General features: G+C 66.6%; 22 protein-coding genes. 14 read left to right on the top strand and 8 right to left on the bottom strand.

Features of this window, described 5'->3' with window-relative positions; translation table 11 throughout:
- Window positions 1–7 precede the first annotated feature (7 nt).
- The 4 genes from DSX2_RS14305 to DSX2_RS14290 all read left to right on the top strand — a co-directional run bounded on the left by DSX2_RS14305 (window position 8) and on the right by DSX2_RS14290 (window position 4,426).
- Window positions 8–658, top strand: a complete 651-nt coding sequence (locus DSX2_RS14305) for a hypothetical protein (RefSeq protein ID WP_020881709.1) — start codon at window positions 8–10, stop codon at window positions 656–658.
- Between the two features lie 164 nt (window positions 659–822).
- A complete protein-coding gene (locus DSX2_RS14300; protein ID WP_020881708.1) occupies window positions 823–3,402 on the top strand; it encodes a SulP family inorganic anion transporter in 2,580 nt (859 codons plus the stop codon).
- A gap of 15 nt (window positions 3,403–3,417) precedes the next feature.
- Window positions 3,418–3,765 carry a hypothetical protein gene (locus DSX2_RS14295; protein WP_020881707.1) on the top strand — a complete coding sequence of 116 codons (348 nt, stop codon included), beginning with the start codon at window positions 3,418–3,420 and terminating at the stop codon, window positions 3,763–3,765.
- A gap of 127 nt (window positions 3,766–3,892) precedes the next feature.
- Window positions 3,893–4,426, top strand: a complete 534-nt coding sequence (locus tag DSX2_RS14290; RefSeq protein ID WP_020881706.1) for a single-stranded DNA-binding protein — start codon at window positions 3,893–3,895, stop codon at window positions 4,424–4,426.
- 100 nt (window positions 4,427–4,526) lie between these two features.
- Here the strand turns inward: DSX2_RS14290 and DSX2_RS14285 are convergent, their stop codons facing one another.
- From DSX2_RS14285 to DSX2_RS14275, 3 genes are all read right to left on the bottom strand, one after another.
- Entirely contained in the window at window positions 4,527–7,619 is a 3,093-nt protein-coding gene (locus DSX2_RS14285) for an efflux RND transporter permease subunit (protein ID WP_020881705.1), read from the bottom strand.
- On the bottom strand, window positions 7,616–8,791 hold the full coding sequence (locus DSX2_RS14280; RefSeq protein ID WP_020881704.1) for an efflux RND transporter periplasmic adaptor subunit: 1,176 nt from the start codon (window positions 8,789–8,791) through the stop codon (window positions 7,616–7,618). The genes DSX2_RS14285 and DSX2_RS14280 overlap by 4 nt, the downstream gene beginning before the upstream one ends.
- Window positions 8,792–8,919: 128 nt before the next feature.
- Complete coding sequence (locus DSX2_RS14275) at window positions 8,920–9,573, bottom strand: LysE/ArgO family amino acid transporter (protein ID WP_020881703.1); 654 nt, start codon at window positions 9,571–9,573, stop codon at window positions 8,920–8,922.
- Window positions 9,574–9,667: 94 nt separating this feature from the next.
- On the opposite strand from DSX2_RS14275, the gene DSX2_RS14270 reads away from it, so the two are divergent.
- Window positions 9,668–10,594, top strand: coding sequence for a LysR family transcriptional regulator ArgP (locus DSX2_RS14270; protein ID WP_035042765.1), 927 nt, complete (start codon window positions 9,668–9,670; stop codon window positions 10,592–10,594).
- 96 nt (window positions 10,595–10,690) lie between these two features.
- On the opposite strand, the gene DSX2_RS14265 is transcribed toward DSX2_RS14270, so the two are convergent.
- Window positions 10,691–13,900 (bottom strand): DEAD/DEAH box helicase, encoded by a 3,210-nt coding sequence (locus DSX2_RS14265; protein WP_020881701.1) that lies wholly within the window; start codon window positions 13,898–13,900, stop codon window positions 10,691–10,693.
- Window positions 13,901–14,109: 209 nt separating this feature from the next.
- On the opposite strand from DSX2_RS14265, the gene DSX2_RS14260 reads away from it, so the two are divergent.
- Together DSX2_RS14260 and DSX2_RS14255 are read left to right on the top strand one after the other, a co-directional pair.
- Window positions 14,110–15,783, top strand: a complete 1,674-nt coding sequence (locus DSX2_RS14260; RefSeq protein ID WP_020881700.1) for a peptide-binding protein — start codon at window positions 14,110–14,112, stop codon at window positions 15,781–15,783.
- Between the two features lie 29 nt (window positions 15,784–15,812).
- A complete protein-coding gene (locus DSX2_RS14255) occupies window positions 15,813–17,954 on the top strand; it encodes a bifunctional (p)ppGpp synthetase/guanosine-3',5'-bis(diphosphate) 3'-pyrophosphohydrolase (protein WP_020881699.1) in 2,142 nt (713 codons plus the stop codon).
- A 66-nt stretch (window positions 17,955–18,020) separates the two neighbouring features.
- Here DSX2_RS14255 and DSX2_RS14250 read toward each other — a convergent pair whose 3' ends face one another.
- From DSX2_RS14250 to DSX2_RS14235, 4 genes are all read right to left on the bottom strand, one after another.
- Window positions 18,021–18,722, bottom strand: a complete 702-nt coding sequence (locus DSX2_RS14250) for a molybdopterin-guanine dinucleotide biosynthesis protein MobB (RefSeq protein WP_020881698.1) — start codon at window positions 18,720–18,722, stop codon at window positions 18,021–18,023.
- Complete coding sequence (locus DSX2_RS14245; RefSeq protein ID WP_020881697.1) at window positions 18,719–19,435, bottom strand: energy-coupling factor ABC transporter ATP-binding protein; 717 nt, start codon at window positions 19,433–19,435, stop codon at window positions 18,719–18,721. The genes DSX2_RS14250 and DSX2_RS14245 overlap by 4 nt, the downstream gene beginning before the upstream one ends.
- The gene (locus DSX2_RS14240) at window positions 19,432–20,127 is read right to left on the bottom strand and encodes an ABC transporter permease (RefSeq protein WP_020881696.1); all 696 of its coding nucleotides are present in this window, start codon (window positions 20,125–20,127) and stop codon (window positions 19,432–19,434) included. Before DSX2_RS14240 ends, DSX2_RS14245 begins: the two co-directional genes overlap by 4 nt.
- Before the next feature lie 66 nt (window positions 20,128–20,193).
- On the bottom strand, window positions 20,194–21,009 hold the full coding sequence (locus tag DSX2_RS14235) for a substrate-binding domain-containing protein (RefSeq protein WP_020881695.1): 816 nt from the start codon (window positions 21,007–21,009) through the stop codon (window positions 20,194–20,196).
- A gap of 30 nt (window positions 21,010–21,039) precedes the next feature.
- Here DSX2_RS14235 and DSX2_RS18410 point away from each other — a divergent pair, with 30 nt between their 5' ends.
- The 7 genes from DSX2_RS18410 (at window position 21,040) to DSX2_RS18405 (ending at window position 25,846) form a co-directional block, all read left to right on the top strand.
- Window positions 21,040–21,294, top strand: a complete 255-nt coding sequence (locus DSX2_RS18410; protein WP_152512970.1) for a hypothetical protein — start codon at window positions 21,040–21,042, stop codon at window positions 21,292–21,294.
- A 73-nt stretch (window positions 21,295–21,367) separates the two neighbouring features.
- The gene (locus DSX2_RS14230; protein ID WP_020881694.1) at window positions 21,368–22,255 is read left to right on the top strand and encodes a formate dehydrogenase accessory protein FdhE; all 888 of its coding nucleotides are present in this window, start codon (window positions 21,368–21,370) and stop codon (window positions 22,253–22,255) included.
- Window positions 22,256–22,257: 2 nt separating this feature from the next.
- Window positions 22,258–22,965, top strand: a complete 708-nt coding sequence (locus DSX2_RS14225) for a formate dehydrogenase accessory sulfurtransferase FdhD (RefSeq protein ID WP_020881693.1) — start codon at window positions 22,258–22,260, stop codon at window positions 22,963–22,965.
- Window positions 22,962–23,582 (top strand): molybdenum cofactor guanylyltransferase, encoded by a 621-nt coding sequence (locus tag DSX2_RS14220; protein WP_020881692.1) that lies wholly within the window; start codon window positions 22,962–22,964, stop codon window positions 23,580–23,582. The genes DSX2_RS14225 and DSX2_RS14220 overlap by 4 nt, the downstream gene beginning before the upstream one ends.
- On the top strand, window positions 23,579–24,592 hold the full coding sequence (moaA, locus tag DSX2_RS14215) for a GTP 3',8-cyclase MoaA (RefSeq protein WP_020881691.1): 1,014 nt from the start codon (window positions 23,579–23,581) through the stop codon (window positions 24,590–24,592). The genes DSX2_RS14220 and moaA overlap by 4 nt, the downstream gene beginning before the upstream one ends.
- Before the next feature lie 37 nt (window positions 24,593–24,629).
- The gene (locus DSX2_RS14210; protein ID WP_020881690.1) at window positions 24,630–25,505 is read left to right on the top strand and encodes a transposase; all 876 of its coding nucleotides are present in this window, start codon (window positions 24,630–24,632) and stop codon (window positions 25,503–25,505) included.
- A gap of 98 nt (window positions 25,506–25,603) precedes the next feature.
- A complete protein-coding gene (locus tag DSX2_RS18405) occupies window positions 25,604–25,846 on the top strand; it encodes a hypothetical protein (protein ID WP_020881689.1) in 243 nt (80 codons plus the stop codon).
- The last annotated feature ends 21 nt before the right edge of the window (window positions 25,847–25,867 follow it).

The following is a 25,867-nucleotide window of genomic DNA, read 5'->3' as shown; positions in this document are numbered from 1 at the left end:
AGCACGCGTGTTCAACGTCAAGGAACTGCTCGAGGAGCTGAAAGCCTCGCCCTACGAGCTGATAGACATCACGGCCCCGCACACCGGCACGGTCGAGTTCGTGCTCAAGGAGCCCGGGGCCACGGTCCAGGGACCACACGGAACCTACCGCGAAAAGCCCGGAACGCTCATCGCCACGCTCGAGCGCGAGAAGAACAAGAAGCCCATCCGCGCGTCGCTGAACGGCGTGCTCGAATCCGTGGAGACGGCCGTGGCGGGCCGCTTCGTCGAGGCGGGCACCAAGCTCGCCACCATCCGCCACTACCTGACCAGCAAGGAGGTCATCGACCTCATCCTGAAGAAGGCGCTGCACCTCTTCGTCGCGCCCGAGCGGGCCAAGTACTACTTCCTGCCGGACATCGACAAGAAGATGCGCGCCTCTGGCAAGAACGCGGTGGAAGTGCGCCCCGGCATGGAACTGTTCATCATGTCGCGCATGAAGCGCGAGACAGTGCTCCCCTACAACGGCCCGGAAGGGAAGATCTACGCCGTCTACTTCAAGCTCGGCGAGAACGTGGAGAGCGGCCAGCCCCTGATCGGCGTCTGCCCCGGCGAACAGCTCCCCCTGATCCAGGACGTGGTCAACCGCGTGCGCAGCGAGTGGGAGGAGCAGGGCTGATCCTGCGCCGCGGGCGCCGAGCCTTCGGCCATGCGGTATTTCGTGTTCGATTTGTTGATTCGTGACGCGGAGTTGAGGTAAGGTCGGGTCACACGCGCACAGCGCCCCGTCGGCCGGGACCTCCCGGGGGCCGGATGCGACCAAAACCGGAGGGGGTTTGCCCAGTGGCCGTCTTTCACTGCGCCAACTGCGGCCTGACCAAGGACGTCGCGGACAAGTATCTCGGGCGCAGCATCCCGTGCCCCAAATGCGGCCATTCCGTGAGCATCGAGCCCTCCTCGCCGGAGGCGCGCGATGACCACGACGACCTCGAGCCTCCGGTGCTGCTCCATCCCGCGCCCGAGGAGGGCGGCGTGGAGCCGTCGGACGGCCGGAAGGGGCAGGACGGTCCGGAAGCTGCCGGACAGGGCGGCGAGGAAGCGGCCCCGCGCCCCATCTCCCTGGACGACGTCCAGACGCCCACCTGGGAGGACGAGGAGCCGCGCGCGTCCACCGGACCCTCCATCCCCATCGCCGAGGAAACCGCGCAGGCCCCCCGGCCCGGAATCTTCTCCTCCGGCAACTCCGCGGCCGACGTGCTGGCCGGAGTCTTCTCCGGCTTCTCCGGCGTGCTCGCCTGCCTTTCCGTCGCCTGTCTGATCTTCTCGGGCAGCCTGCTGCCCATCGACTTTCCCCACGGGCTCACCGCGGTCTTCGCCACCGGCGCCATCTTCGCCCTCTACGCGGCGTTCAGGAGCCGCATCCCCTTTGTCCAGGCCGGGCCGGAGATCGCCGGGGCCGCCGTGGTCGCGCTCATGGTCAGGTCCATGCATGCGGCTCTGCTGGCGAACCACCCCGCCACGGTCATCCTGCCCACGGTGATAGCGGGCGTGTCCCTGGCCGCCTTCCTGGCCGGGCTGCTCTTCTGGTTCGTGGGAGCCAAGGGGCTCGGCAGCTGGGTGCGCTTCGTACCGCACCAGGTCGTGGGCGGCATCCTGGCCGGCCTCGGCGTGCTCGTGCTGAAGATGGTCTTCGTCTTCCTCGACGAGCAGATGGTCTGCTTTGCCGGACTCACCCCGGCCTTCGGCACCGAGGTCTGCCTCAAATGGCTCCCGGCCTTCGGCCTCGGCGTGCTGCTCTTCCTGGCGGCCCGGCGTTTCCGCCGTCCCCTGGTCCAGCCGCTGCTGCTCGTCCTGCTCCTGGCGGGCGCGGTCTTCGGCGTGCAGCTGCTCGGCACCTCGCCGCAGGAGATGGCGCAGAACGGCTGGGCCTTCGCAGGATACGCCCCGCGCAACATTTCGGTCATCTATCTGCCGGGGTTCATCGACCGCATCCAGTGGGACGTTATCTTCGACAACCTCGGCTACATGGTGGCCCTGGCAGGCCTCGTCGTGGCCACGGCCATGCTCACGGTCACGGAGGTCGACACCGAGGTGCGCGGCAACTACCACCTCGACGACGAGCTGAAGACGCTCGGACAGGCGCACATCCTCTCCGCCTTTGCCGGGGGAACGCCGGGCTCCTATTCCGAGACCCGGACCATGGCCGCCTGGCGCAGCGGCGCGCGCGGCCCGCTCGCGGCCCTCACGGCCGCCGTGATCCTGGCCGCCGCGGCGGTCTGTTTCGGCCGCGTCCTGCCGTTCATCCCCAAGTTCGTGCCCGCGGCCATCCTCGTGGCCCTGGGATGCGAGATGGTGGCGCGCTGGCTGGGCGACACCCACAGCATGTTCACGCGCAAGGACGACTACGGCGTCCTGGTGTTCGTCTTCCTGGTCACCGTGTTCCTGGGCTTCCGCATGGGCGTGGGCGTGGGCGCGGTCCTGGCGATGATGATCCTGATCATGCGCTACGGCCGGGTCAACGTGATCAAGTTCGCCCTCTCGGGCGCGGCCAACCGCGCCAACGTGGACCGCGCGCCCGAGCAGCTGCGCCTGCTGCGCGAGCAGGGCGGGCAGATCCACATCCTGCGCCTGCAGGGTTTCATCTTCCTCGGCTCTACGAGCACGATCCTCAAGCAGCTGCGCGAGCGGTTCCTGGCCTCGGACCAGCCGCCCGTCCGCTTCGTGATCCTCGACTTCAGACTGGTCAACGGGCTCGATTCGGCCGTGATCATCGGCCTGCGCAAGCTGCGCCAGCTGGCCGAGGAATTCGGCGTGACGCTCATCTTCGCGGGCCTGCCCTTCGAGGTGGAAGGGCAGCTGCAGGGCGTCGGCTTCGCGCTCAACGACCCGGCCGGGGTGACGCGCTCCTTCGTGGACGCCGACTTCGCGCTGGAGTGGTGCGAGGACCGCCTCCTCGAGGACGCGGGCAAGCTCGCGGAGCGTGCCGTCAGCATCGAGGACATCCTGCGCTCCGCGCTGCCCGATCCCGCCGTGGTCTCGGGCTTCGTGGGCTACCTGGAGCGCATCGAGGTGCGCAAGGGGCAGGCCGTGTTCCGCCAGGGCGATCCCTCGGACGCCATGTACCTGATCCAGTCCGGCCACCTGAACGTCCAGCTCGAGCTCGAAGGCAACAAGATCATCCGCCTGGTCAAGATGGGCGCAGGCACCGTCTTCGGCGAGATGGGCATCTATGCGGAGGCGCCGCGCTCGGCCTCGGTCGTTGCCACGGAGGACTGCGTCATCTATCGTCTCTCCAAGAAGATGCTGGAGGAGATCCAGTCAAGGGATCCCCATCTCGCCTCGGCCATCCACCGCTTCGTGGTCAACCGGCTCGCGGAGCGGCTGGGCGAGGCCAACGCCAAGATACGCGACCTGGTCAAATAGGCGCGGGAGGCTCGCATGGGCAGATACATCCAGATCAGGGTCTCGGCATCCACTTTCGCTCCGGACGAGGCGGAAAAGAGTTTCCCCCGACTGTACGCCGCCGCCTGGCCCGCGCCGGAATATTCTCCCGCTGACCGCAAGGGGCTGCTCGAGCTGGTGGACCAGCTCGGAGAGATGACCGAGTTCGGCGACATGCCCAAGGAGGCCAAGGCCGTGCTCCACAAGGAGCTGCCCGCCGTGGCCGCGCGCAAGCGCGAGGTGGAGGCCGCACTCGCCGACTGGAAGCCCGCCGAGGCGGAGAATCTGTCCAGCCGCCTGGAGGAGGCCCTGGCCGACCTCGAAGCCAGGATGCCCGCCGCCTGAGCGGGCACGGCCCTTTACCGGCCTCGCGCAGCCCGTCGGGGAAATCCCACGGGTCGGGGCCGAGGACCCGATTGATGAATCGGCGCAGCCGCGCTACATACCCCCCATCACATTCAAGGAGCACCACATGGCCGGCAGCCTGAACAAAGTCATGATCATCGGACGCATGGGGTCCGACGCGAAGCTGTCCTACCTGCCTTCCGGGCAGCCCGTGACCAACTTCAACGTGGCCACGGACGAGTCCTACAAGGACAGGAATTCCGGCGAGAAGATCGAGCGCACCGAATGGCACCGCATCGCGGTCTTCGGGAAGTCCGCCGAGTTCTGCGCCAACTATCTCGGCAAGGGCCGCCTGGTCTACGTGGAGGGGGCGCTTCGCACCCGCAAGTGGCAGGACAAGGACGGCCAGGACCGCTACACCACGGAGATCGTGGTCCAGCCCTTCGGCGGCACGGTGCAGGGTCTGGACAGCCCGCGCGGCCAGGCCATGGAGCAGGGCGGCGACGCCTACGCCCCGCCCCAGCAGCGCCAGGCCCCGCAGCAACAGCAGCGCGGCGGCGGACGTCCCCAGCAGCAGCGCCAGCCCTCTCCCTACGAGGAAGAGGACCTCGGCCCGGCCTTCCCGAGCGAAGCCAGCGGCATGGACGACGTGCCCTTCTGATTCGGAACGGCGCTTCAGGCATAGCGAACGAAAAGGGCGCGGACCGCATGGTCCGCGCCCTTTTCGTTTCCCTGTCTTCGGCCGGGGCTCCGATGCGTCTCTAGGTGGATTCCGCCTTGCCCCGCTTGCGCTTCAGCCACTGCTGCAGGTCGTCGAGGTAGGTGTACATGACCGGCGTGAGGTAGAGGGTGACCACCTGGGAGATGGCCAGGCCGCCCGCGACCACGAGTCCCAGGGGCTGGCGGGCGATGCCGCCCGCGCCGTAGGCCAGGGCGATGGGCAGGATGCCCGCGATGGCCGCCACGGTGGTCATCATGATCGGCCGGAAGCGGATGACGCAGCCCTGGAACACTGCGTCGATGGGCGACTTGCCCTCCTTCTCCGCCGCGATGGCGAAGTCCACGACCATGATGGCGTTTTTCTTGACGATGCCGATGAGCATGATGATGCCCACGAAGCCGTAGAGGTCGAGCTCTCGGCCGAAGACGAGCAGGGCCAGGAGGCCGCCCAGGGCCGCGGAAGGCAGGCCGGAGAGGATGGTCAGGGGGTGGATGAAGCTCTCGTAGAGCACGCCCAGGATGATGTAGATGACCACGATGGCCAGGAGCAGCAGGAAGGGCACGCTGGCCGCGGATTCCTGGAAGGCCGTGGCCTGGCCCTGGAAGCTGTAGGATATCTCCGGGGGGATCTCCTTGTGCGCCAGGGCGGTGATGGCCTCCGTGGCCTGGCTCAGGGAATGCCCCGCCGCGGTGTTGAAGGAGATGGTGACCGAGGTCAGCTGGCCCGTGTGGTTGACCGTGATCGGGCCCACGCCTTCCTTGAGCGTGACCAGGCTGTCGAGCGGCACCAGCTTGCCCGCGTTCTTGTCCGTGTTGGTGGCCAGGTCCGGCTGCACGTAGAGCTTGGACAGCAGGTCCGGCCGCCGCTGGAACTCGGGCAGCACCTCGATGACCACGCGGTAGGTGTCCGTGGACGCATAGATGTTCGATATCTGGCGCGAGCCGTAGGCCGACCACAGGGCCGTCTCGATGGCGCCCGCCGAGATGCCGTAGCTGGACGCCTTGTCGCGGTCGATGTGCACAGTGACCTGAGGGCCGTCGATCTGCATGTCCGAGTTCACGTCGCGCACCTCGGGCAGCGCGCGCATGGACGCCTCGAAGCGGCGGGCCACGGCATAGAGCTTGTCCGTCTCCGGCGCGAGCATGGTGAACTGGTACAGAGCGCGCGTGGAGCGTCCGCCGATCTGGATGGCGGGCGGGTTGAACATGAACAGGCGCAGGTCAGAGATGCCCGCCACCCGGCGCCGCAGGTGCGCCAGGAGCGTGTCGATGTCCGCCTTGTCCGGCCGCTCGTTTGCGGGCTTGACCAGGGTGAAGAAGGCGGCGTTGTTCATGGAGGTGTTCGGCCCGCCCACGCCCACGATGCTCACCACGCGGTGCACGTCGGGGTCCTCTTCCACGAGCTTGCTGACGCGCAGGATGCGATTCTTCATGGCGTCGAAGGACGCGCTCTGTTCGCCCTGGGCATAGCCGTAGATGAAGCCCGAGTCCGTGGTGGGGATGAAGCCCATGGGCATGACCGCGAACATCCACAGCGTCAGGCCGAGCACGCCGAAGGAGGCCATGAGCACGATGAAGCGGTGCCCGAGCACGAAGTGCAGGCTCGCCTCGTAGGCCTTTTCCACCCGGGAGAAGAGGCGGCTCGGCTTCTCGAGCGAGGGCGCGTGGCGCAGGAACTGGCTGCAGAGCATGGGCGTGAAGCTGAGCGTGAGGAAGCCCGAGACGAGGATGGCCATGGTGATGGTCACGGCCAGCTCGTTCAGGATGCGGCCGAGGATGCCTGCCATGAACATGACGGGCACGAAGACCACGGCCAGGGACAGAGTCATGGAGATGATGGTGAAGCCGATCTGGCGCGCGCCGTCCAGGGCCGCCTGGTAGGGCGGCTTGCCCATCTCCATGTGGCGCACGATGTTCTCGAGCATGACGATGGCGTCGTCCACCACGAAGCCCACGGCCAGGATGAGCGCGAGGAGCGAGAGGTTGTCGAGCGAGAAGCCCGCCTCCTTCATGAGCGCAAAGGTGCCGATGATGGCCGCGGGCAGGGCCACGCAGGAGATGATCGTGGCCCGGACGTTGCGCAGGAAGAGGAAGACCACGGCCACGACCAGGACCACGGCCAGGGCCAGGGTGAACTTCACGTCCTGCACCGAGTCGCGGATGGTCTGCGAGCGGTCGTACATGACCTCGAACTGGACGGACGTGGGCAGGCTCGCCTGGATGGCGGGCAGGAGTTTCCTGATGTTGTCCGCTATCTCGATGGTGTTGGTGCCCGGCTGGCGGCGCACGGCAAGGGTTATCGAGGGGCTCTGGTTGTGGAAGGAGAGGTTGTGGTCGTTGACCGTGGAGTCGATGGCCGTGCCCACGTCGGACAGGCGCACGGGCGTGCCGCCTCGCCAGGCGATGATCTGCCTGATGTAGTCCTTGGCGGACATGAGCATGCCGCGGGCCTTGATGGTGTAGAGCTTCACCTTGCCGTAGAGCGTGCCCACGGGCAGGTTGACGTTCTCCGACTGGAAGGCCCCGGCCACGGCATTGATGGGCAGGTTCAGGGCGGCGAGCTTGTCCGGGTCGAGCTGGATGTGCGGGGCGTAGGTCTGGTCGCCGTAGATGGCCACCTGGGCCACGCCCGCGACCATGGAGATGCGCTGCGAGACGTAGGTCTTGGCGTACTCGGTGAGGGTGTAGAGCGGCAGTGTGTCCGAATGCATGCCGATGAACAGGATGGGCGAGTCCGCCGGGTTGACCTTCTGGTAGGTCGGCGGGTTGGGCAGGGTGGGAGGCAGGTAGCCCTGGGCCGCAGAGATGGCCGTCTGCACGTCCGAGCCCGCGCCGTCGATGTTCCGGCCCAGGTCGAACTGCAGCACGATGGTCGTGCGGCCGAGCGTGTTCACCGAGCTCATGGAGTTGATGCCCGGGACCGTGGTGAACTGCTTCTCGAGCGGCGTGGCCACGGAGGAGGCCATGGTCTCGGGGTCCGCGCCCGGGAGCTGCGCCGTGACCTGGATGGTGGGAAAGTCGATGGCCGGCATCTCGCTCACCGGCAGGGTGTCGTAGGCCGTCAGCCCCAGGAAGAGCAGGCCGAAGACGATGAGCGCCGTGGCGACCGGGCGCCGGATGAAGATGTCGGTCATTTCACGGCCTCGGCCGCAGTCTCGGCCTTGCCGTCAGCCTGTTTGCCCGCCTTCCCGCCGGACTGGGCCCCAGGCGCGGACACGCTCACGGACACGCCGGGGGAGAGCTGCACCAGGCCCTCGGTGACGACCTTCTCGCCCGGCTTGAGCCCTTCGTGCACGACCACGTCGTCACCCACGGTGCGGCCGATCTTCACGGACCGAAGCTCCGCCGTGTTCTGCGGCGTGACCACGAAGACGAAGTTCCCTTCTTGGCGCGCGACAACGGCGACGGAAGGGATGAGCAGACGGCCCTTCTCCACGGTCAGGGTCACCCCGGCCTGGATGAACTGCCCGGGCCAGAGCGCCAGCTCCGTGTTGGGGAACTGTGCCTGGAGCGTGATCATCCCGGTCTGCGGGTCCACGGAGTTGTCGATGGCCGTGAGTTCACCCTGCTCGGGCACGTCCTCGTGGCTCCCCGCGACGCGCGCGAAGGCCGGGAGCTCGGCATCCTTGGAATACTTGCGCAGCGCGGGCAGTTCGCTCTGGTTGACCGAGAAGCGGATCTGGATGGGCTGCACCTGGTTTATGCTCACCAGGGTTCCCTGGTAGGCGTTGATGGTGTTGCCCGCGTTCATTTGCTGGTATCCCGCCACGCCGTCGAGGGGCGCGCGGATGGCACAGTAGCCGAGGTTGATGCGCGCCGTGTCCACGGCGGCCTTGTCCGCCTTGACCTGCTGCTCCGAGGTGTGCATTGCGGTCAGGTACTGCTCGTACTCGTCGCGGCTGATCACCTCACGGCCTACCAGGTCCTTGTAACGCTCGTAGTCGCGCCGGGCCTGCGCGGACGTGGCCGTGTCCTTGGCCAGGGTCCCCTGGGCCTGCTCCAGCGCGGCCTTGAACGGCTCGGGATCGATCTCGGCCAGGAGCTGCCCGCGCTTCACGAACGAGCCTTCCTGGAAATGCAGCGACTTGATGATGCCGGTCACCTGCGACTGCACGTCCACGGTGTTCAGGGCCAGCACGTGGCCCACGCCGCGCGCGACCAGCGGGGCATCCCCCCGGCGGACCTCGGCCACGCCGACCTGCACGGTGCGCGTCGGCGGCGCCGACTTCTTCTTTTCACAACCAGTGACGCACAGAAGGCAGGCGGACAGGATGCACAAGGCGAGAGCGCTGAGGAAAGCACGCATGCGACAACCTTTGCAGGGCTTGGGTGCACGAGAGGAAGCCGAAAGACGCTTCATGCCGATCCGGATGCTTGCCCGTATCTAGCGCCATCCCGGGCTCCGAGGCAAGAAACATCATCGGGGAGGCGGGGTCAGCGGGCGAAGGACATGGAGAGCAGTCCGGCCGCCACGCTCCACATGATGCAGGCGATGATCCCGTCCAGGACGCGCCAGGCGCCGGGGCGGGCGAGGAGGGGGGCAAGCAGGCGGCCGCAGAGCACGAGGGAGAAGAACCAGGTGCACGAGGCCAGGGCGGCGCCCGCGCCGAAGAGCCAGCGGGCCGGAAGAGGGTACTGCGCGCCGATGCCGCCGAGCAGGAGCACCGTGTCCACGTAGACGTGGGGATTGAGGAGCGTCACCGCCAGGGTCACGAGCAGGGTGGCGACGAGCCCTTTCTCCTGTCCTCCGCCTTCTCCGGATTCCGGGGCCGCGGTCAGCGCCCCGCCTCCGGCGACGGCCGCACGGGCCGAGCGCAGGCCGTAGAAGGCGAGAAAGGCCGCTCCGCCCAGGGCCGCGGCCTGCCGCACGAGGGGCGAGGCGGCCAGTGCCGCGCCCGCGCCCGCCACGCCGAGGGCGATGAGCGCCGCGTCGCACAGGCTGCAGACCAGGGCCACGGGCAGATGGTGCTGTCGCCTGATGCCCTGGCTCAGCACGAAGGCGTTCTGGGCGCCGATGGCCACGATCAGCCCGCAGCCCGTGCCGAACCCCTGGAGAAAGGGCAGGAAGGGAAAAGACGAGACAGCCATGGATCCTCCTTTGCTGTGGACACCATACCGAGCACATGCCTTTCAGTGAAATGAATAGTTTTCGAGCATGATTAATTTTGCTAATGGCACGATCATGATCGACTATCGCTGTCTGGAAGCATTGGCCGTCGTGGTGGAGGAAGGCGGGTTCGAGAAGGGGGCGCGCGTCCTGCATCTGACGCAATCGGCCGTGTCGCAGCGCATCCGCGCGCTCGAGGAGGGCCTGGGGCAGGTGCTGCTGGTGCGCTCCTCCCCGCCCGCGCCCACCGCGACCGGCAGGCGCCTTCTGGCCCACTGGCGACAGGTGCGGCGGCTCGAGGAGGACGTCCTGGCCGAGGCCATGCCCGGCGGGGGGGAGCTGGATGGCGGCCGGGCCTTCACGACCTTGCCCGTGGGCGTGAACGCGGACAGCCTGGCCACATGGTTCCTGCCCGCCCTGGACGGTTTCGTGCGCGAGCACAGGGTATTGCTCGATCTGCGCGTGGACGACCAGGAGGCAACGCACGAGTTCCTGCGCGACGGCGAGGTCGTGGGCTGCGTGAGCGTGCGGCCCGAGGCCATGCAGGGCTGCCGCGTGGTGCCCCTCGGCAGCATGGGCTACCGACTGGTGGCCGCGCCGGACTACAGGGACTGGTGGTGTCCGGACGGGCTCACGCCCGAGGCTGCAGCGCAGCTGCCCCTTGTGATCTTCAACCGCAAGGACGACCTGCACAACAAGCTCTTGCGCCAGGTCCTGGGCGGAGAGCCCCCGCCCTTGCGCGCCCACTGGCTGCCCTCGTCCGAGGGCTTCGTGACCTTCATCCGACAGGGGCATGCCGCGGGCATGCTGCCCGACGCCCAGAGCTTTCCGTATCTGGATGCCGCAGCGGGAGCGGGAGAGGGCCACGGCTCCCTCGTGGACCTGGCGCCGGGATGCACCGTGCAGGTGGACCTCTTCTGGCACTGCTGGAACCTGCGCTCGCCGCTCCTCGACGAGCTCGGCGAGGCCTTGGTGCGCGGCGCGCGCGAGCTGCTCTCCTGATCCCGGCCCGGGCGCGCACAAAAAAAACGGCCGGGATCACTCCCGGCCGTCGTCCGTCTTGGTGTCGTCCGACTTGCCGTCCGTGCTGGGGCTTTCCTAGATCTCGAAGAGCATCTCCAGGTCGTCGCGCGTGAGCGACTTCCAGGAGTCCTGGCCCGGGATGATGGCGTCGGCGATGCCGCGCTTCTGGTCCTGCAGCTTCAGGATCTTCTCCTCCACCGTGTTCTGGCAGATCATCTTGTAGGAGAAAACCTGGCGCGTCTGGCCGATGCGGTGCGTGCGGTCCGTGGCCTGGGATTCCACGGCCGGGTTCCACCACGGGTCGTAGTGGATGACGTAGTCGGCCGAGGTCAGGTTCAGGCCCGTGCCGCCCGCCTTGAGCGAGATCAGGAAGATGGGGATGGACGGGTCGTTGTTGAACATGTCCACCTGGTCGAAGCGGTCCTTGGAAGTGCCGTCGAGGTAGGCGAAGGGGACCTTGTTGATCTGCAGCCAGCTGCGGATGATGTGCAGCATCTGCACGAACTGCGAGAAGACCAGCACCTTGTGGCCTTCCTCGATGATGTCCGTGACCAGGTCCTTGAAGGCGTCGAACTTGCCCGAGGGCAGGTTGGTGGACACGCCGGGCATGTCGAGCTTGAGGAGCCTCGGGTGGCAGCAGATCTGGCGGAGCTTGAGGAGCGCGTCGAGGATGGACATCTGCGACTTGGCCATGCCCTTCTCGTCCACGTCGCGCATGACCTGTTCCTTGAGCTTCTTGGCAAGGGCCGCGTAGAGCTCCAGCTGTTCGTCCGCCAGGGCGCAGTAGTGCACGCTCTCCACCTTGGGCGGCAGGTCCTTGGCCACCTCGGACTTGGTGCGGCGCAGGATGAAGGGCTTCACGCGCTGGCGCAGGTAGGTCAGGGTCTCCTCGTCGCCGTCCTTGATGGGCTTCACGATGCCGCGCTGGAACGAGTGCTGCGAGCCGAGGAAGCCGGGCATGAGGAACTCGAAGAGGCTCCACAGCTCGAAAAGGTTGTTCTCGATGGGCGTGCCCGAGAGGCACAGGCGCATCTTGGCGTTCAGGTGGCGCACCGAGCGCGCGGTGATGGTGTTCGGGTTCTTGATGTTCTGCGCCTCGTCGAGGATGAGCGCGTTGAACTCGAACTTCTCCAGTTCGTCGAGATCGCGGCGGAGCAGGGCGTAGGTGGTGATGACGATGTCCGACTCGGCCACCTGCTTGAAGAGGTTCTCGCGCCGCGCGCCGTAGATGACCAAGCTCTTCAGCTCGGGCACGAACTTCTGGCACTCGCGCTCCCAGTTGGGCATGACCGAGGTGGGCACGATGATCAGGCTCGGCCCCTCCATCTTGCTCTCGCGCAGATACTGCAGGAAGGAGAGCGTCTGCACGGTCTTGCCCAGGCCCATCTCGTCCGCGAGGATGCCGCCGAAGCCGTATTCGCGCAGGAAGTTGAGATAGGACAGCCCCTGCTCCTGGTACGGCCGAAGCTGCGCGTTCAGCCCCCGCGGGGCCATGATCTGGCGGATCTCCTGGAAGCTGTGGATGCGCTCGCGCAGGGTGTTCCAGAAGGAATCCGTGTGGACCTCGTCCAGGTCCTCCACGAGTTTGTCGAGCACGGGCGCGTCGAACTGGTTGAAGCGGGCCTGGGGGGCCTTCTCGGGATCGTAGCCCAGCGCGCGCAGCTTGTGGGCCAGCTTCTCGAGCCAGGATTCGGGCAGCGAGGTGTAGGAGCCGTCCTTCAGCTGCACGTAGCGCTTGCCCTGGGTCCAGGCCTTCCAGATCTTCTCGATTGGCACCTTCTGGCCGTCGTACTCGACCGAGAGGTCGAGCTTGAACCACTTGTCCTCTTCCTCGCTCGTGATCTCGCCCACGACCACGGGCTTGCTGAGCCGGACCTTGTAGCGGGTCAGGTTCTTCTCGCCGAAGACGCGGTAGCGCTCCACGAGCTTCGGATAGGCGTCGAGGAGGAAGGAGATGGCCTCCTCCTGCTCGAGGAACCACAGCGAGTTGGAGCGCGGCTGGAAATTCATCTCCTGCAGGAGGTTCAGCAGCTCCTGCTCCTCGGCCTGGCTGCGGCGCAGGAGGAAGGACTTGCCTTCGTAATTGTAGGCGCCGGTCTGCAGGTCCGGGTTGGGGCCGGGCAGCGCGACCTCGGTGTGCTCGGTCTCGTAGACGTTCTGGATCTGGATGGTGAGCAGGCTGCCTTCCTCGTCCAGGAAGAGCTTCGGGCTGTAGTTCGCGGGCACGAAGATCGGGGCCATGCGCGCCAGGAACTCTTCCTGCCCGTGCAGGTCCGAGGAGGGCAGCTTGGTCCAGACGCGGTCCAGGAACTCGGAGATCTCGGCGTGCGGCACGATGGGGTTGTGCTCGACGAGCTCCTTGATGAACCTCGCGTCGAGGCCGGTCTGCACCGGATAGAACGTGCCCTTCCAGTAGACCCACAGCGGCATCTGTCCGTAGAAGAAGACCTCCTGGCCCGAGATGTTGAAGGGCGGCTTGCCCTCGGCCGAGAGCATGAGGTCGAAGGACAGCCCGTCCTCGGAAAGCTGGGGCGTGAGCTGCAGCCGCATGGTCTTGCGCTGGATGCGCGCGGGCTGCTCGCTGTCCGCCTGGAAAAGATAGTATTCGTCCTTGATGGCCCAGAGGAACCAGGTCAGCAGGCCCGCGGGCAGCTCCACGCGGTGCCCGGCGTAGTCGAGGAACGAGGCGACCTGCCGCGCGGCCTCGGGCAGCAGCGGCACGCTCTCGCACCAGTCCTCGTTCTCGTAGATCTGGGCCAGGGTGACTTCGTTCTGGACCTGGGAGAGGCCGGACTTGTTCTGCCGCGCGCGGAAGAACGCGACCTGAAGGCGTCCGGGCTCGGCGTAGAAGCGGTAGACGAGATAGTGCTTGCCCGCCTCGGGCTCGTGCGCCGTGGCGAAGAACGAACGATAGGACTGGCGCCAGTCGGTGCGGACCTTGGGGGCTTCTTCCTGGTCGTCCGGGATCTCGAGCGACTGCAGCAGCTTGAGCGCGCCTGCGCCGATGTGGCGGCAGACGCCGGAAAAGGAATCCGGACAGTTGCAGTAGTAGTTGATGTTCCCGTCCTGGAGATTCAACCCCAGCTCTGCGGCATAGCTCTGGAAATCATCGCCCTGGATCTGGGCGTCGATGTCCCAGAACTGTTCCCGTTTCTTGAGCGAAAGCTTGCGGACTCCGCCGCTGTCGAGGATGGACTGCGCGCCTTCCAGGATGTATTCGGGAACACTGTCCTTGATGAAGTGTGAGAGGATCTCCTTCGCGCGACCCTCTTCGTCATGTGTCATGTGATTGAGGCTCCCCCTGCTGTCCGTGCGGTGGCAGCGCCCGTGAACGGGGCCTGATGCTCCGATTTAGTCCGCACACGTAAGCATCCACACCATTTAGACAAATATTCAGGCGTAAGCAAGAGTTGCTTGGCTTTTTTTGTGGACTTGAGCATACTTTGTGACCTCCGTCGTAGGAAATTGATAATCCGGATGGGACTCTAAGCAACATGACAATGCGTTTCGGAATGCTCATGGCGCTCCTCGCGCTGCTTGTCGCATGCAAGGGGGAGGAGCCGACCAAGACACCGGCCGCCGCCCGCGCCGAAAACGCTGCGGCCGCGCGTCCCGCCGCGTCCTCGCAGGACGTCGTCACCCCGGTCTACGGCGGACGCATCGTCCAGGCGACCATCGGCGAGCCGTCGAACCTCATCCCCAACCTGGCCACGGACAGTTCCTCGGCCTCGGTCACCGGGCTGCTCTATATTTCCCTCCTGCGCTACGACAAGAACCTCAATCTCGTGCCTTACGCCGCGCAGTCCTACGAGGTGCTGGACGGCGGCAAGCGCATCCGTTTCCATCTTCGCCGCGACATCGTCTGGCAGGACGGCGCGCCCCTGACCGCCAGGGACGTCGAGTTCACCTACAAGATGATGATCGATCCCAAGACGCCCACTGCCTACGGGGACGACTACAAGGCCGTCTCGGAATTCCGGCTCATAGATGACTACACCTTCGAGGTTCTTTACGACAAGGTCTTTGCGCGCTCCCTCATCACCTGGGCCGGGGAGATCGTGCCGCGCCACATCCTGGAGCACGAGAACCTCCTGGAGACGAAGTACGCCCGCGAGCCCGTGGGCGCGGGGCCGTACATGCTCAAGGAGTGGGTGCCCGGGCGCTATCTCGTGCTCACGGCCAACCCGCGCTATTTCCTGGGACGGCCCTACGTGGACCGCATCATCCTGCGCATCATCCCCGACACCGGCACCCAGTTCATGGAGCTCAAGGCCCACAACCTGGACATGATGGACCTGACGCCCAAGCAGTATCTCTTCCAGACCGAAGGGCCGGAGTGGCGCAAGGACTTCACCAAGTACAAGTACGTCTCCTTCGGCTACACCTATCTCGGCTACAATCTGAAGAATCCGCTCTTCACGGACCGGCGGGTGCGCCAGGCCCTGGCACACGCCATAGACAAGCAGGAGATCATAAAGATCGTGCTCTTCGGCCTGGGCATGCCCGCAGTCGGCCCCTACAAGCCCGGCACCTGGGTCTACGACGACAAGATCGCGTCCTTCTCCTACGATCCGGAGAAGGCGCGGGCCATGCTCGCCGAGGCGGGCTGGCGCGACACCGACGGCGACGGCATCCTCGACAAGGACGGCAGGCCCTTCGCCTTCACCATCCTCACCAACCAGGGCAACGAGCAGCGCTCCAAGACCGCGATCATCATCCAGGAGCGGCTGCGCCAGATAGGCATCAAGGTCGAGATCAGGACCATCGAGTGGGCCTCGTTCATCAAGGAGTTCATCAATCCCGGCAACTTCGACGCCGTGATCCTCGGCTGGAGCACCACCGTGGACCCGGACAACTACACGGTCTGGCACTCGAGCCAGACGCCGCCGCAGGGGCTCAACTTCGTCCACTACGCCAACCCAGAGGTCGACCGGCTGCTGGAAGAGGGCCGCGAAACCCTTGATCAGGCGGTGCGGAAGCGGATATATGACCGTATCCAGGAACTGCTGCACGACGACCAGCCGTACTGCTTCCTGTACGTCCCCTACGCCCTGCCCATCGTCAGCGCCAGGATCCGGGGAATCGAACCGGCCCCCGCCGGCATAACCTACAACTTCGAGCGATGGTGGATCGAGCCCTCGCGGTCCCAGCCCGCTCTCACGCAATGACCACTCCGCAAAAGCCGAGCCTTCCGCCGATGATCCGCATCGGCGAGATCATCGATACGATCCAGGGCTACATCCCGGACCCGGACCTGGCCCTCATCCAGAAGGCCTACGTCTTCTCCGCTTCGGCCCACGAGGGACAGACGCGCCTCTCGGGCGAGCCCTACCTCTCCCACCCCCTGTCCGTGGCCAGCATCCTGGCCGGCATGCACCTGGACGAGGCCAGCATCGCGGCCGGTCTGCTGCACGACACGGTGGAGGACACCAAGGCCACCATCGACGAGATCCGCGAGAAGTTCGGCACCGAGGTGGCGCACATCGTGGACGGCGTGACCAAGATCAGCAAGATGGTCTTCGAGTCGCGCGAGGAGGCCCAGGCCGAGAACATCCGCAAGATGATCGTGGCCATGAGCGAGGACATCCGGGTGCTCATGGTCAAGCTGGCAGACCGTCTGCACAACATGCGCACCCTGGACTTCATGAAGCCGCACAAGCAGCGCATGATCGCCCAGGAGACGTTGGACATCTACGCACCCTTGGCCAACCGCCTGGGGCTCCACCCGGTCAAGGTCGAGCTCGAGGACCTCTGCTTCCAGTACCTCAAGCCCGACGCCTACAAGCAGCTGAAGAAGAGCGTCGAGGGTCACGCCACCGTGGGGCGCGACTACATCGACAAGGTCATCGGGCTGCTCAAGGAGATGATCGCGTCCAACAAGATCGAGGGGAAGGTCACCGGGAGGACAAAGCACTTCTTCAGCATCTACAACAAGATGCTCCAACAGGGGCTGACCTTCGATCAGGTCTACGACCTCATCGCCTTCCGCGTGGTCGTCTCGAGCCTCAAGGACTGCTACGCGGTGCTGGGCCTCGTCCACGCCACCTGGCGCCCCGTGCCGGGACGGTTCAAGGACTACATCTCGATGCCCAAGAACAACATGTACCAGAGCCTGCACACCACGGTGGTGGGCCCTGACGGGGAGCGCATCGAGATCCAGATCCGCACGCACGAGATGCACAAGCTGGCCGAGCTCGGCGTGGCCGCCCACTGGCAGTACAAGGAATCGCAGCTCGGCATGAAGTCGCGGGACATGGAGAAGTTCTCCTGGCTGCGCCAGATCCTGGACTGGCAGAAGGAGACCAAGGATCCGCGCGACTTCATGGCCAACCTGCGCTCCGACCTTTTTTCCGACGAGGTCTACGTCTTCACCCCGCGCGGCGACGTCAAGGAGCTGCCCGAGGGCGCCACACCCGTGGACTTCGCCTACCTCATCCATTCCCAGGTGGGCGACCACTGCTCGGGCGCCAAGGTCAACGGCAAGCTCGTGCCGCTGTCCTCCAAGCTCACGAACGGCGACACGGTGGAGGTCTTCACCGACTCCTCGCGCCGTCCGAGCCGGGATTGGCTGAAGTTCGTGAAGACCGCCAAGGCCATCTCGCGCATCAAGCACTTCATCCGCACGGAGGAGCGCGAGCGCAGCATCCTCCTGGGCCGCGAGATGCTCGAGAAGGAAGGCCGCAAGATGGGCGTGAACTTCGCGAAGGTCCTGCAGTCCGGGGACCTCGAGCCCATCGCGGAGGAGTATTCCTTCAAGAGCGTGGAGGAGCTGCTCTCGGCCGTGGGCTACTCGCGCATCACGCCCAAGAAGCTGCTGCACCGCCTCCTGCCCAAGGAGCCCGAGGAGGAGAAGCCCGCCGCCGCGGAGGAGGCGCCCAAGGCCGCGCCGCTGCCCATGGACAAGGTGCGCATCAAGGGCGTGGACGACGTTCTGGTGCGCTATGCCCAGTGCTGCGACCCGTTGCCCGGCGATCCCATCGTGGGCTACATCACGCGCGGCAGGGGCGTCACCGTGCACACGGCCGACTGCCCGAACGTCAAGAACCTCGAGCCCGAGCGGCTTTTGTCCATCGCCTGGGAAGGCCAGGAGGACAAGCCGTATCCGGCCAAGATCAGCATCAAGGCGAAGAACGTGCCGGGAGCGCTGGCGCAGGTTGCCGAGGTGTTGGCCGAGCAGGGCGTGAACATCGACACCGGCACCTTCATCTCCAGCGAGGACCACACCTCGGACGTCATCCTGACCATCGAGGTGCGCGACTCGGCCCACCTCTACGCGACCATCGACCGCCTCTCGTCTCTCGACAAGGTGCTCGGCGTGAGCCGTCTCTCGCTGGCGTAAGGCCGTTTTGCGGGGAAACCGCGGCGAAGGGGAAGAAGGGGAGGGCGGCGCCGGGGGCGCCGCGCCTCAGCCGTCGAACTCGATGGTCACCGGCCCGGGAGAGTAGCCCTTGAGCGTGGAGAGCAGGCCGCGCAGGGTTCCGGCCACGAGATCCTGGGTGAAGTGGTTGAGCCCGATGGGCTTGCCGCCCACGGTGATGCGCAAGCCCCCGCCCACGGAACGGCAATCGCCGGGCGCCGCCCGTCCGGCCACGATGTCCGCGGCGAGTTCCCGGCAATTCTCGCGGCCGCAGTCGCCGCAATCAAGTCCCGGAAGGGCGAAGCCCCGTTCGATGACCATGTCGGCCGCGCGCTCGATGTCTTCGTCCGTGGGCTCGTTTCCCGTGCCCGCCGCGCCGAAAACGGCCAGGGCCAGGTCGCTGCCGAGCGGCGCAAGGTCGGCGTCCTCGCGGGCGAGGACGATGCGCGGCAGCCAGCCGAGTTCCTTGCCGCCCTCGACCACCAGCGTGTCGCAGTCGAGAAGCGGGAGCAGGTCCGGAAGGTAGCGCTTGCGGGGCCAGAGCAGCATGGTCTCCTCGGGCGAGAGCCCGGCCACGACGCGACAGACCTCGGCGAGCTTCCCGGTGTCCGCGTTCTCGCGGTCGAAGCGGCAGTGGGCGAACTTTGCTCCGGCCACGCGGCGGCCGCGTTGCGCCAGGGCCCTGGCCAGGCGCACGGCGACTGTTGTCTTGCCTGAATTCTTGAAGCCGACGACGTTGACCGCGATCATGGGCGTTCCTCCGAAATGTCGTTGCCCTCCGTGGGCATGGTTGGCGCCTCGTGCTGCGCGTGCGGGGGGGCCAGGTGCAGCACGGAGTCGCACAGGCCGCGCAGCCAGGCGTGGTCGTGGCTGACCACGACCACGGTGGCCTGCTGCCCGTCGCGCGCGAGTTTCGCCGCGGCGGTGATGCGCTCGGCGCTCTCCGGATCCAGGGAACTGGTCGGCTCGTCGAGCAGGAGCACGCGCGGTCGGATGGCCAGGCGGGCGGCCATGGCCACGCGCTGGGCCTCGCCCCCGGAGAGCTCACGCCAGGAGCGGCGGGCGAAGACGGCCGGGTCGAGCCCCACGGCGCACAGCGACTCGGACACGCGTTCGGCGAGGTTCCGCCTCAGGCCGCGCACGCGCATCCCGTAGGCCACGTTGTCGAAGACCGAGCGCCTGAGCAGCACGGGCCGCTGCAGGAGCAGCGTGACCTCGCGCCTCAGGGCGGGAAAGTCGTCCGCCGGACGTCCGGCGAAGGTCACCTCGCCGTGCGTGGGGCGGAGCAGGAAGGCCATCACGCGCAGGAGCGTGGACTTGCCGCAGCCGTTCGGGCCGCACAGGCCGAGGATTGTGCCCGCAGGCACGTCCAGGGAGGGCAGCCGCAGGGAAGGGCGGCCTTTGTACTCGTGCTCTATGCCGCGCAGGCTGTAGACCGGCGTCGACGTCGCGACGGGGCTCATGCGGCCCCCCTGCGGCGCAGCACGGCCACCAGCACGTTCACGCAGAAGGCGATGAGCAGCAGGATGACTCCGAGCGCGATGCCCTGGGCGAATTCGCCCTTGCCCGTTTCCAGGGCGATGGCCGTGGTCATGGTCCGGGTGTACCATTTGATGTTGCCGCCGACCATCATGGCGATGCCGACCTCGGTGGCGATGCGGCCGAACGCCGTGACCACTGCCAGGGCGATGGCGTAGCGGGCCTCGGCCAGGCAGGCCAGGGCCGCTTGCAGGCGGCTCGCGCCGAGCGTCAGGATGGTCTGGCGGACCTCGTCGTCCAGCCCCTCCATGGCCACGGCGGTCATGGAGATGACGATGGGCAGGCCGAGGATGGTGAGGCCGATGGCCATGCCCGGGATGGTGAAGAGGAGCCCCCAGTCGCCGAGCGGGCCGCGGCGCGTCAGGAAGGCGTAGACCACGAGGCCGATGACCACTGTGGGGAAGGCCAGCAGGGTGTCCACCACGAGGCGCAGGGCCCTGCGGCCGGGAAAGGTGAAGTAGCCCATGAGGAAACCGGCGGGCACCCCCAGGAGAACGGCCGAGGAGACGGCGAGCAGCGCGGTTTCGAGCGTGGCCTGGATGGCCGAGATCGTGGCCTGGTCCAGGGCGAGGAGCAACGTGATGGCCTGACGCAGGCCGTCGAGCAGAAAGTCCATGTCACCTTCGCTGCAGGAGATTCGGGGCGCGGCCTCGGCCGCGCCCCGCAGGAATCAAGGCTTAAGCTATTTCGCGTCGGGATAGAAGAGCTGCTTGCCCTCGAGCTTGAAGTCCGCGATGGCCTTCTGGATCTTGGGCGTGGCCACCCAGTTGGCCAGCTTGTCTGCCAGCTCCTTCTGGGCCTTGGGGCAGTGGGCCGGGTTCACCGGGATGACGCTGTACTGGTTGCGCAGCACGGAGTCGCCCTCCACCAGGATGACCAGGGCGGGGTTGGCCCCGGCCTTGGACTCCCACTTGATGTACGTGCCGCGGTCGGTGAGCGTATAGCCGCCGCGCTCGGCGGCCATGTTCAGGGTCTGCATCATGCCCTGGCCGGCCTGCAGGTACCAGGCTTCCTTGTCCGGCACGGGCATCTCGGCATCCTTCCACAGCCTCTTCTCGGCCTTGTCCGTGCCGGAATCGTCGCCGCGGGAGACGAAGGTCGCCTTGGCCTTGGCGATGGCGGGCAGGGCCTTGGTCACGCTGTCTCCCTTGACCTTGGCCGGATCGGCCTTGGGGCCGACGATGACGAAGTCGTTGTACATGAACTCGGTGCGGCCGGTGCCGAAACCGGCATCGACGAATTTCTTCTCGGCGGCGGGAGCATGGACCATGAGCACGTCCACGTCGCAGCTCTCGCCCATCTTCAGGGCCTTGCCGGTGCCCACGGCGGTCCACTTGACCTCGATGCCGGTGTCCTTGGTGAACATGGGCATGAGGTAGTCGAGCATGCCGGTCGCCTCGGTGCTCGTGGTGGTGGCCATGAGCATGCTCTGCCCGGCCGCGGCCGGGGCGGCCCAGCACAGAAGCGTCAGGATGAGGGCCAGAACGGTACGTGCCATGTCGTTACTCCTTGAAGTTGGTCGTGAGGGATGGATTTGTGTATCGGTCGACAAGTTATGCCCAGAATGACGTATGGTCCAGATGAAACAAGAAAAATCGTGATTGCGCATGATTTGGCACCTATCGAGAAAGGCGATGCGAATAAGACACTGGAATACGAAATGGAAATGGAAAAAATGGCGGATCTTGATTCCGGTTTGTCACTCAGGGGGAAAAATCGTGATGCGAAGATCAATCATTTTGGTGTCTTGTATTTTAAAAAAATAATATTTGTGTCAAATTGAAGATAAGTCATATAGTTTGGCGAAGAGAGGGAAGATGCGCCATGCAGGAGGAAACATTCTGCCGGAGTTTCGCATGACATTCGACCTCGCCTCGGAATCCCGTCGTCTGGAGAAGAAAGTGAAGGCCCTGCGCGCCAACGTGAGCCTCCCCGGTCCCCTTGTCGACCTGCTCGCCGCCGTCCGCAGGCTGCAGCTCGAAGCCAGGGCCGAGATGGCCGTGCCCGTCGTGGCGCAACTGTCCGTCGAGGATAAGGCGCGCCATCTGCAAGGCGCGCCGCTCTTGCCGCGCGAGCGCTTCGTCGTCGACACCGCGCGGACCGCGGCGCTCTACGACGGGCTGGCCGCGCTGCTCGAGGAGAGGGGCGGCGCCCTGGCGGAGGGCGTGGCCAGGCTGCGCGCGGCCGAGGCGGCCGGAACCTACGACCGCAGCGAGGCCTTTGCCCGCTACGTCGCCGACGACCAGGGCCACTTCGCCGGCCTGGCCGGGCTCACGCCCGGAGCGCCCAGGCTTGCGGCCTTCCTGGTGCAGGCCAGCCTGGACCCGGCCATCGAGCTGCAGGCGGAAGCCGCGGCGCGGGACAATGATCTGGATGCGACCTGGGCTCACGGCCACTGCCCGGTCTGCGGCAGCCTGCCGCTCATCGCGCGCCTGCGCGAGAAGGAGGGGCTGCGCTACCTGACCTGCTCCTTCTGCCACACGGAATACCGCGTGCGGCGGCTGCAGTGCCCCTTCTGCCAGGAGGAGCGGGCCGAGAAGCTGGAATATTTCGACGCGGACGACGAGCCGGGCTTCCACGTCAACGTCTGCCGCTCCTGCAACAACTATATAAAGACCGTGGACTTCAGGAAGATGGACCGCGTCTCCCTGCCTCTGCTGGACGATCTCGAGTCCCTGCCCCTGGACCTGCTGGCGGCCAGACAGGGGCTCACTCGGCCGACGCTCTCGGCCTGGGGGTTCTAGTGATGAACGATCCCGGACACGGCCTGTTGGTCGACTGCCTGCGCTGGAAGGCGGGCGAGGCGAGCGAGATCGAGGACCTGGTCAGCCGCGAGGAGCGCATCGTCGTGCGGCTGGAGGGCAGGGGGGAATCGCGTCTGTGGGCCCACCCCGTGGACCTGGATCGGCTGGCCGTCGGACATGCCAAGCTCACCTGGTGCGTGGAGGGCGAGCGTCCCGAGCTGGTCGGGCGCGAGGCCGGACGCTGGACGTTCCGCTGCGCGGCGCACCGCCTGCCCGAGCCGCGGCACCTGCGCCAGATGTCGGCCGGGGAGATTTCCGAGTCCATGCGCGCCTTCATCGGCAGCAAGGGGCTGTGGGACGGCACGGGCTGTTTCCACCGCGCAGGGGCCTACGACCAGGTGCGCTGCGAATTCCCCTTCGTGGCCGAGGACATCGGCCGCCACAATTGTCTGGACAGGCTGGCGGGCTGGGCCGTGGAAAACGGCATCGACCTCTCGGGCATGGTCCTTTTCGTCTCCGCGCGGCTCACGGCGAGCCTCATGGCCAAGGCGCTCATCTGCGGCTTCCGCTTCTGCGTCAGCCGCTCCGCCGTGACCACCGCGGCCCTCGACCTGGCGCGCACGGCCGGGGCCACGCTCGTCGGATTCGCCCGCACCGAGGATGCCCGCTTCACCCTGTTCAACGATCCGGACGCGAGGGTCAGGCTGTGAGCGCGCGGCAGCCGGATGCGAATCCTTCCGCGCTGCCCTGCGGCGTGGTCCTGGCCGGAGGCAAGAGCACCAGGCTCGGCCACGACAAGGCCTTCGTGCCCTACAGGGGCGGCGATCTCCTGGGCCAGGCCGTGAACCGGCTGTGCGCCGTGCTGCCCGAGGTCTGGGTCGTCGGCCGTGACCCCTCGCCCCACGGGTTGTCCCTGCCTTGGCGCATGGACGAGCGGCCGGGCATGGGGCCCGCCGGAGGCGTGCTCACGGCGCTTCGGGCCGTAGGCCGATCCTGCCTCGTGACCTCCTGCGACCTGCCCCTGCTCGACGAGAACGTGCTCCTCCGCCTGCTCGCCGCTTGGCGCGAGCGGCCTGCGGGAGCGCTCATGACCACCTTTCTGCAGGTGGAGACGGGGTTCATCGAAGCCCTGGTGTCCATCTACGAGCCCCGGGCCGTCGCGCTCCTGGAGGAGACTCTGGATCGCGGACTGCACAAGCTCTCGGCCATCTTCCCGCCCGAGGTGCGCCACCACATCCCCTATTCGAGAGACGACGCGCTGTGCTTCTTCAACGTCAACTATCCGGCCGACCTGGCCGTGCTGCAAACCCTGGAGACCCGCCCATGACCACCAACGCCCACAGGGCCGCGGACTCCCACGGCCGCGAGGTCAGCTACCTGCGCCTCTCGGTCACGGACCGATGCAATCTTCGCTGCGCGTACTGCTGGTCCTGCCAGAACATGCGCTTTCTGCAGCACTCGGACATCCTCTCCTACGAGGAGATGCTCGAGTGCATCGCCGCGGCGCGCGACCTCGGCATCTCCAAGGTCCGCCTGACCGGCGGCGAGCCCTTCGTGCGCAGGGGATGCCTCGATTTCGTGGCCGCCATCCGGGGGCGTTTCCCGGACGTGGACGTGCGTCTGACCACCAACGCCACGCTTCTCGAAGGCGTGCCGGCCCGTTTGGCCGAGCTCGGCGTCAGGCGCATCAACATCTCCCTGGACACCTTGGACCGCGCCACCTTCGAGCGCGTAACCGGCCGCGACTTCTTCGACCGCGTGCGCACGGCCATCGACGAGAGCCTGGCCGCCGGGCTTCGGGTGAAGATCAACGCCGTGGCCATGCGCGGGATCAACGACCACGAACTGCCCGGTTTCATCGACCTCGCGCGGCGGCTGCCCCTGGACGTGCGCTTCATCGAGCACATGCCCATGGGCGGGGGCGTGCCCTGGGATCCGTCGCGCTGCTGGCCCGCGGACGAGATCCTGGAAGAGGCCGCAAAGCTGGCCGATCTCGTGCCCGAGGAGGACGCGAACGAGGCCCGCGGACCGGCGCGAATGTACCGCATCACGGACGGCGCGGGCAGGCTCGGCCTCATCTCGCCGCTCAGCAACCATTTCTGCAACACCTGCAACCGCCTGCGCATCACCGCGGACGGCCGCCTGCGCACCTGCCTCTTCTCGGACAAGGAATACAGCCTGCGCCCCCTGGTGCGCTCGCGCCTCGGCGACCGCGACCATCTCGCCCGGGTCCTGCGCCGCGCGCTTCTCTCCAAGCCCGTGGGCGTGGAGCTGCTCAAGGCGCGGCGCCAGGGTGCGCCCGTGGCCGAGAGGCGCATGTCGGCCATCGGCGGGTAGGACCGGGAACGGCTCGCCAGTTGGACCGGGAAGGCGCATGGACCTTGTCGAATACGAGCGCCACGTGCGCAACGAGCAGGCCGCGCGGCGCTATCTCGTCAAGCGCTGCAACGGGGGCAAGGACCCGGCCTGTCCGCGCTGCGGCGCCGAGCGGGTCTACCGCTTGGCGGACCAGCGGCTGCGCTGCGGCGGCTGCCGTTACACCTTCCACGAATTCTCGCGCCGCTTCCTGAACCGGGGCGGCCTGTCCTGCCGTGACTGGCTGCGGCTCCTCAAGCTCTTCGAGCTGGAGCTGACAGCCAACCGCATGGTCCCCGAGCTCAGGCTCTCCTACAACACCGTCTACAAGGCCGTGACCACGCTGCGCCTGGCCCTCCTCGCCGGAGCCCTGGACGCGCCGCAGCTCCTGCACCCGTCCTCGGGGCTGGACCTCGGGATCGCCGAGGGCTCGGGACGGGCCGCGGAAGATGCGAGCCGCGCCTCCGTGAACCTCTATCCGGTTTTCGGCATCCTGGAGAAGAACGGCTGGGTCTTCATCGACCTCCTGCCTCACGTGCGCGCGGAGAACGTGCTGCACTTCAACCTGCACTTCAGCCTCAAGCTCACGCGCATGGGCAACATCGTCTACACGGACCGCTATCAGCACTACGATGCGCTCATGTTCTGCGGAGACGACGGCCTGCCGCTCAACTACGTCAACATCCGCGGCCGCAGCGCCTACGTGGACTCGCTCTCCGGCAATTTCTGGAGCTTCGCCCGCACGCGGCTCCGCCGCTTCAACGGCGTCACGCCCAAGCGCTTCCCGCTCTATCTGAAGGAGCTCGAGTTCCGCTACAACCACCGCAACGAGGATATCTTTCCGCTCCTGGCCGACCGGCTCTGCGCCCTGGTGCCAGAATGTGGACAAGCTTGATCCCATTGCCTTTTTCCATACCCTTGAGCATCAATATAACACCGGAACATCGGGTTTGCCGCGGCATGGGGCCGCGGCGAAAAAATCGAGAGGTGGTCATGACCGGAACCATCTCCGGAGCCTTCTGCGGAAGCACCTCCGGAAGCCTCAGCGCGTGCGGTTGTCCCTTTGCCGGGCTGGGTTTCGACCTCGCTCCGGTGCGGGCGCGCGCGGGAACGCTCCGCGTCCGCACGGGAACGGCCGTGCGCCTCTCGACCGTCTCCCGGCCTGTCCCGGCCACGGCTCCGCGGTGGGGCTTCGCCCTGCAGCTCGCCCTCGGCCGGGAAGCCTGCGGCTCCTAGCCGCCAACCTCAATACGGAGG

This window comes from Desulfovibrio sp. X2 (assembly GCF_000422205.1).
In the GTDB taxonomy this organism is placed as follows: Bacteria; Desulfobacterota; Desulfovibrionia; order Desulfovibrionales; family Desulfovibrionaceae; genus Alkalidesulfovibrio.
Note: the sequence above shows the minus strand (reverse complement) of the source record. Positions and strands in the feature narration are given on the sequence as shown.

What these genes read in the sequence shown, in the direction of transcription:
- DSX2_RS14295 (WP_020881707.1), top strand. Translation starts at nt 3,418, where the DNA reads ATGGGCAGATACATCCAGATCAGGGTCTCGGCATCCACTTTCGCTCCG.
- DSX2_RS14290 (WP_020881706.1), top strand. Translation starts at nt 3,893, where the DNA reads ATGGCCGGCAGCCTGAACAAAGTCATGATCATCGGACGCATGGGGTCC.
- DSX2_RS14285 (WP_020881705.1), bottom strand. Translation starts at nt 7,619, where the DNA reads ATGACCGACATCTTCATCCGGCGCCCGGTCGCCACGGCGCTCATCGTC.
- DSX2_RS14280 (WP_020881704.1), bottom strand. Translation starts at nt 8,791, where the DNA reads ATGCGTGCTTTCCTCAGCGCTCTCGCCTTGTGCATCCTGTCCGCCTGC.
- DSX2_RS14275 (WP_020881703.1), bottom strand. Translation starts at nt 9,573, where the DNA reads ATGGCTGTCTCGTCTTTTCCCTTCCTGCCCTTTCTCCAGGGGTTCGGC.
- DSX2_RS14270 (WP_035042765.1), top strand. Translation starts at nt 9,668, where the DNA reads ATGATCGACTATCGCTGTCTGGAAGCATTGGCCGTCGTGGTGGAGGAA.
- DSX2_RS14265 (WP_020881701.1), bottom strand. Translation starts at nt 13,900, where the DNA reads ATGACACATGACGAAGAGGGTCGCGCGAAGGAGATCCTCTCACACTTC.
- DSX2_RS14260 (WP_020881700.1), top strand. Translation starts at nt 14,110, where the DNA reads ATGACAATGCGTTTCGGAATGCTCATGGCGCTCCTCGCGCTGCTTGTC.
- DSX2_RS14255 (WP_020881699.1), top strand. Translation starts at nt 15,813, where the DNA reads ATGATCCGCATCGGCGAGATCATCGATACGATCCAGGGCTACATCCCG.
- DSX2_RS14250 (WP_020881698.1), bottom strand. Translation starts at nt 18,722, where the DNA reads ATGATCGCGGTCAACGTCGTCGGCTTCAAGAATTCAGGCAAGACAACA.
- DSX2_RS14245 (WP_020881697.1), bottom strand. Translation starts at nt 19,435, where the DNA reads ATGAGCCCCGTCGCGACGTCGACGCCGGTCTACAGCCTGCGCGGCATA.
- DSX2_RS14240 (WP_020881696.1), bottom strand. Translation starts at nt 20,127, where the DNA reads ATGGACTTTCTGCTCGACGGCCTGCGTCAGGCCATCACGTTGCTCCTC.
- DSX2_RS14235 (WP_020881695.1), bottom strand. Translation starts at nt 21,009, where the DNA reads ATGGCACGTACCGTTCTGGCCCTCATCCTGACGCTTCTGTGCTGGGCC.
- DSX2_RS18410 (WP_152512970.1), top strand. Translation starts at nt 21,040, where the DNA reads ATGGATTTGTGTATCGGTCGACAAGTTATGCCCAGAATGACGTATGGT.
- DSX2_RS14230 (WP_020881694.1), top strand. Translation starts at nt 21,368, where the DNA reads ATGACATTCGACCTCGCCTCGGAATCCCGTCGTCTGGAGAAGAAAGTG.
- DSX2_RS14225 (WP_020881693.1), top strand. Translation starts at nt 22,258, where the DNA reads ATGAACGATCCCGGACACGGCCTGTTGGTCGACTGCCTGCGCTGGAAG.
- moaA (WP_020881691.1), top strand. Translation starts at nt 23,579, where the DNA reads ATGACCACCAACGCCCACAGGGCCGCGGACTCCCACGGCCGCGAGGTC.
- DSX2_RS14210 (WP_020881690.1), top strand. Translation starts at nt 24,630, where the DNA reads ATGGACCTTGTCGAATACGAGCGCCACGTGCGCAACGAGCAGGCCGCG.
- DSX2_RS18405 (WP_020881689.1), top strand. Translation starts at nt 25,604, where the DNA reads ATGACCGGAACCATCTCCGGAGCCTTCTGCGGAAGCACCTCCGGAAGC.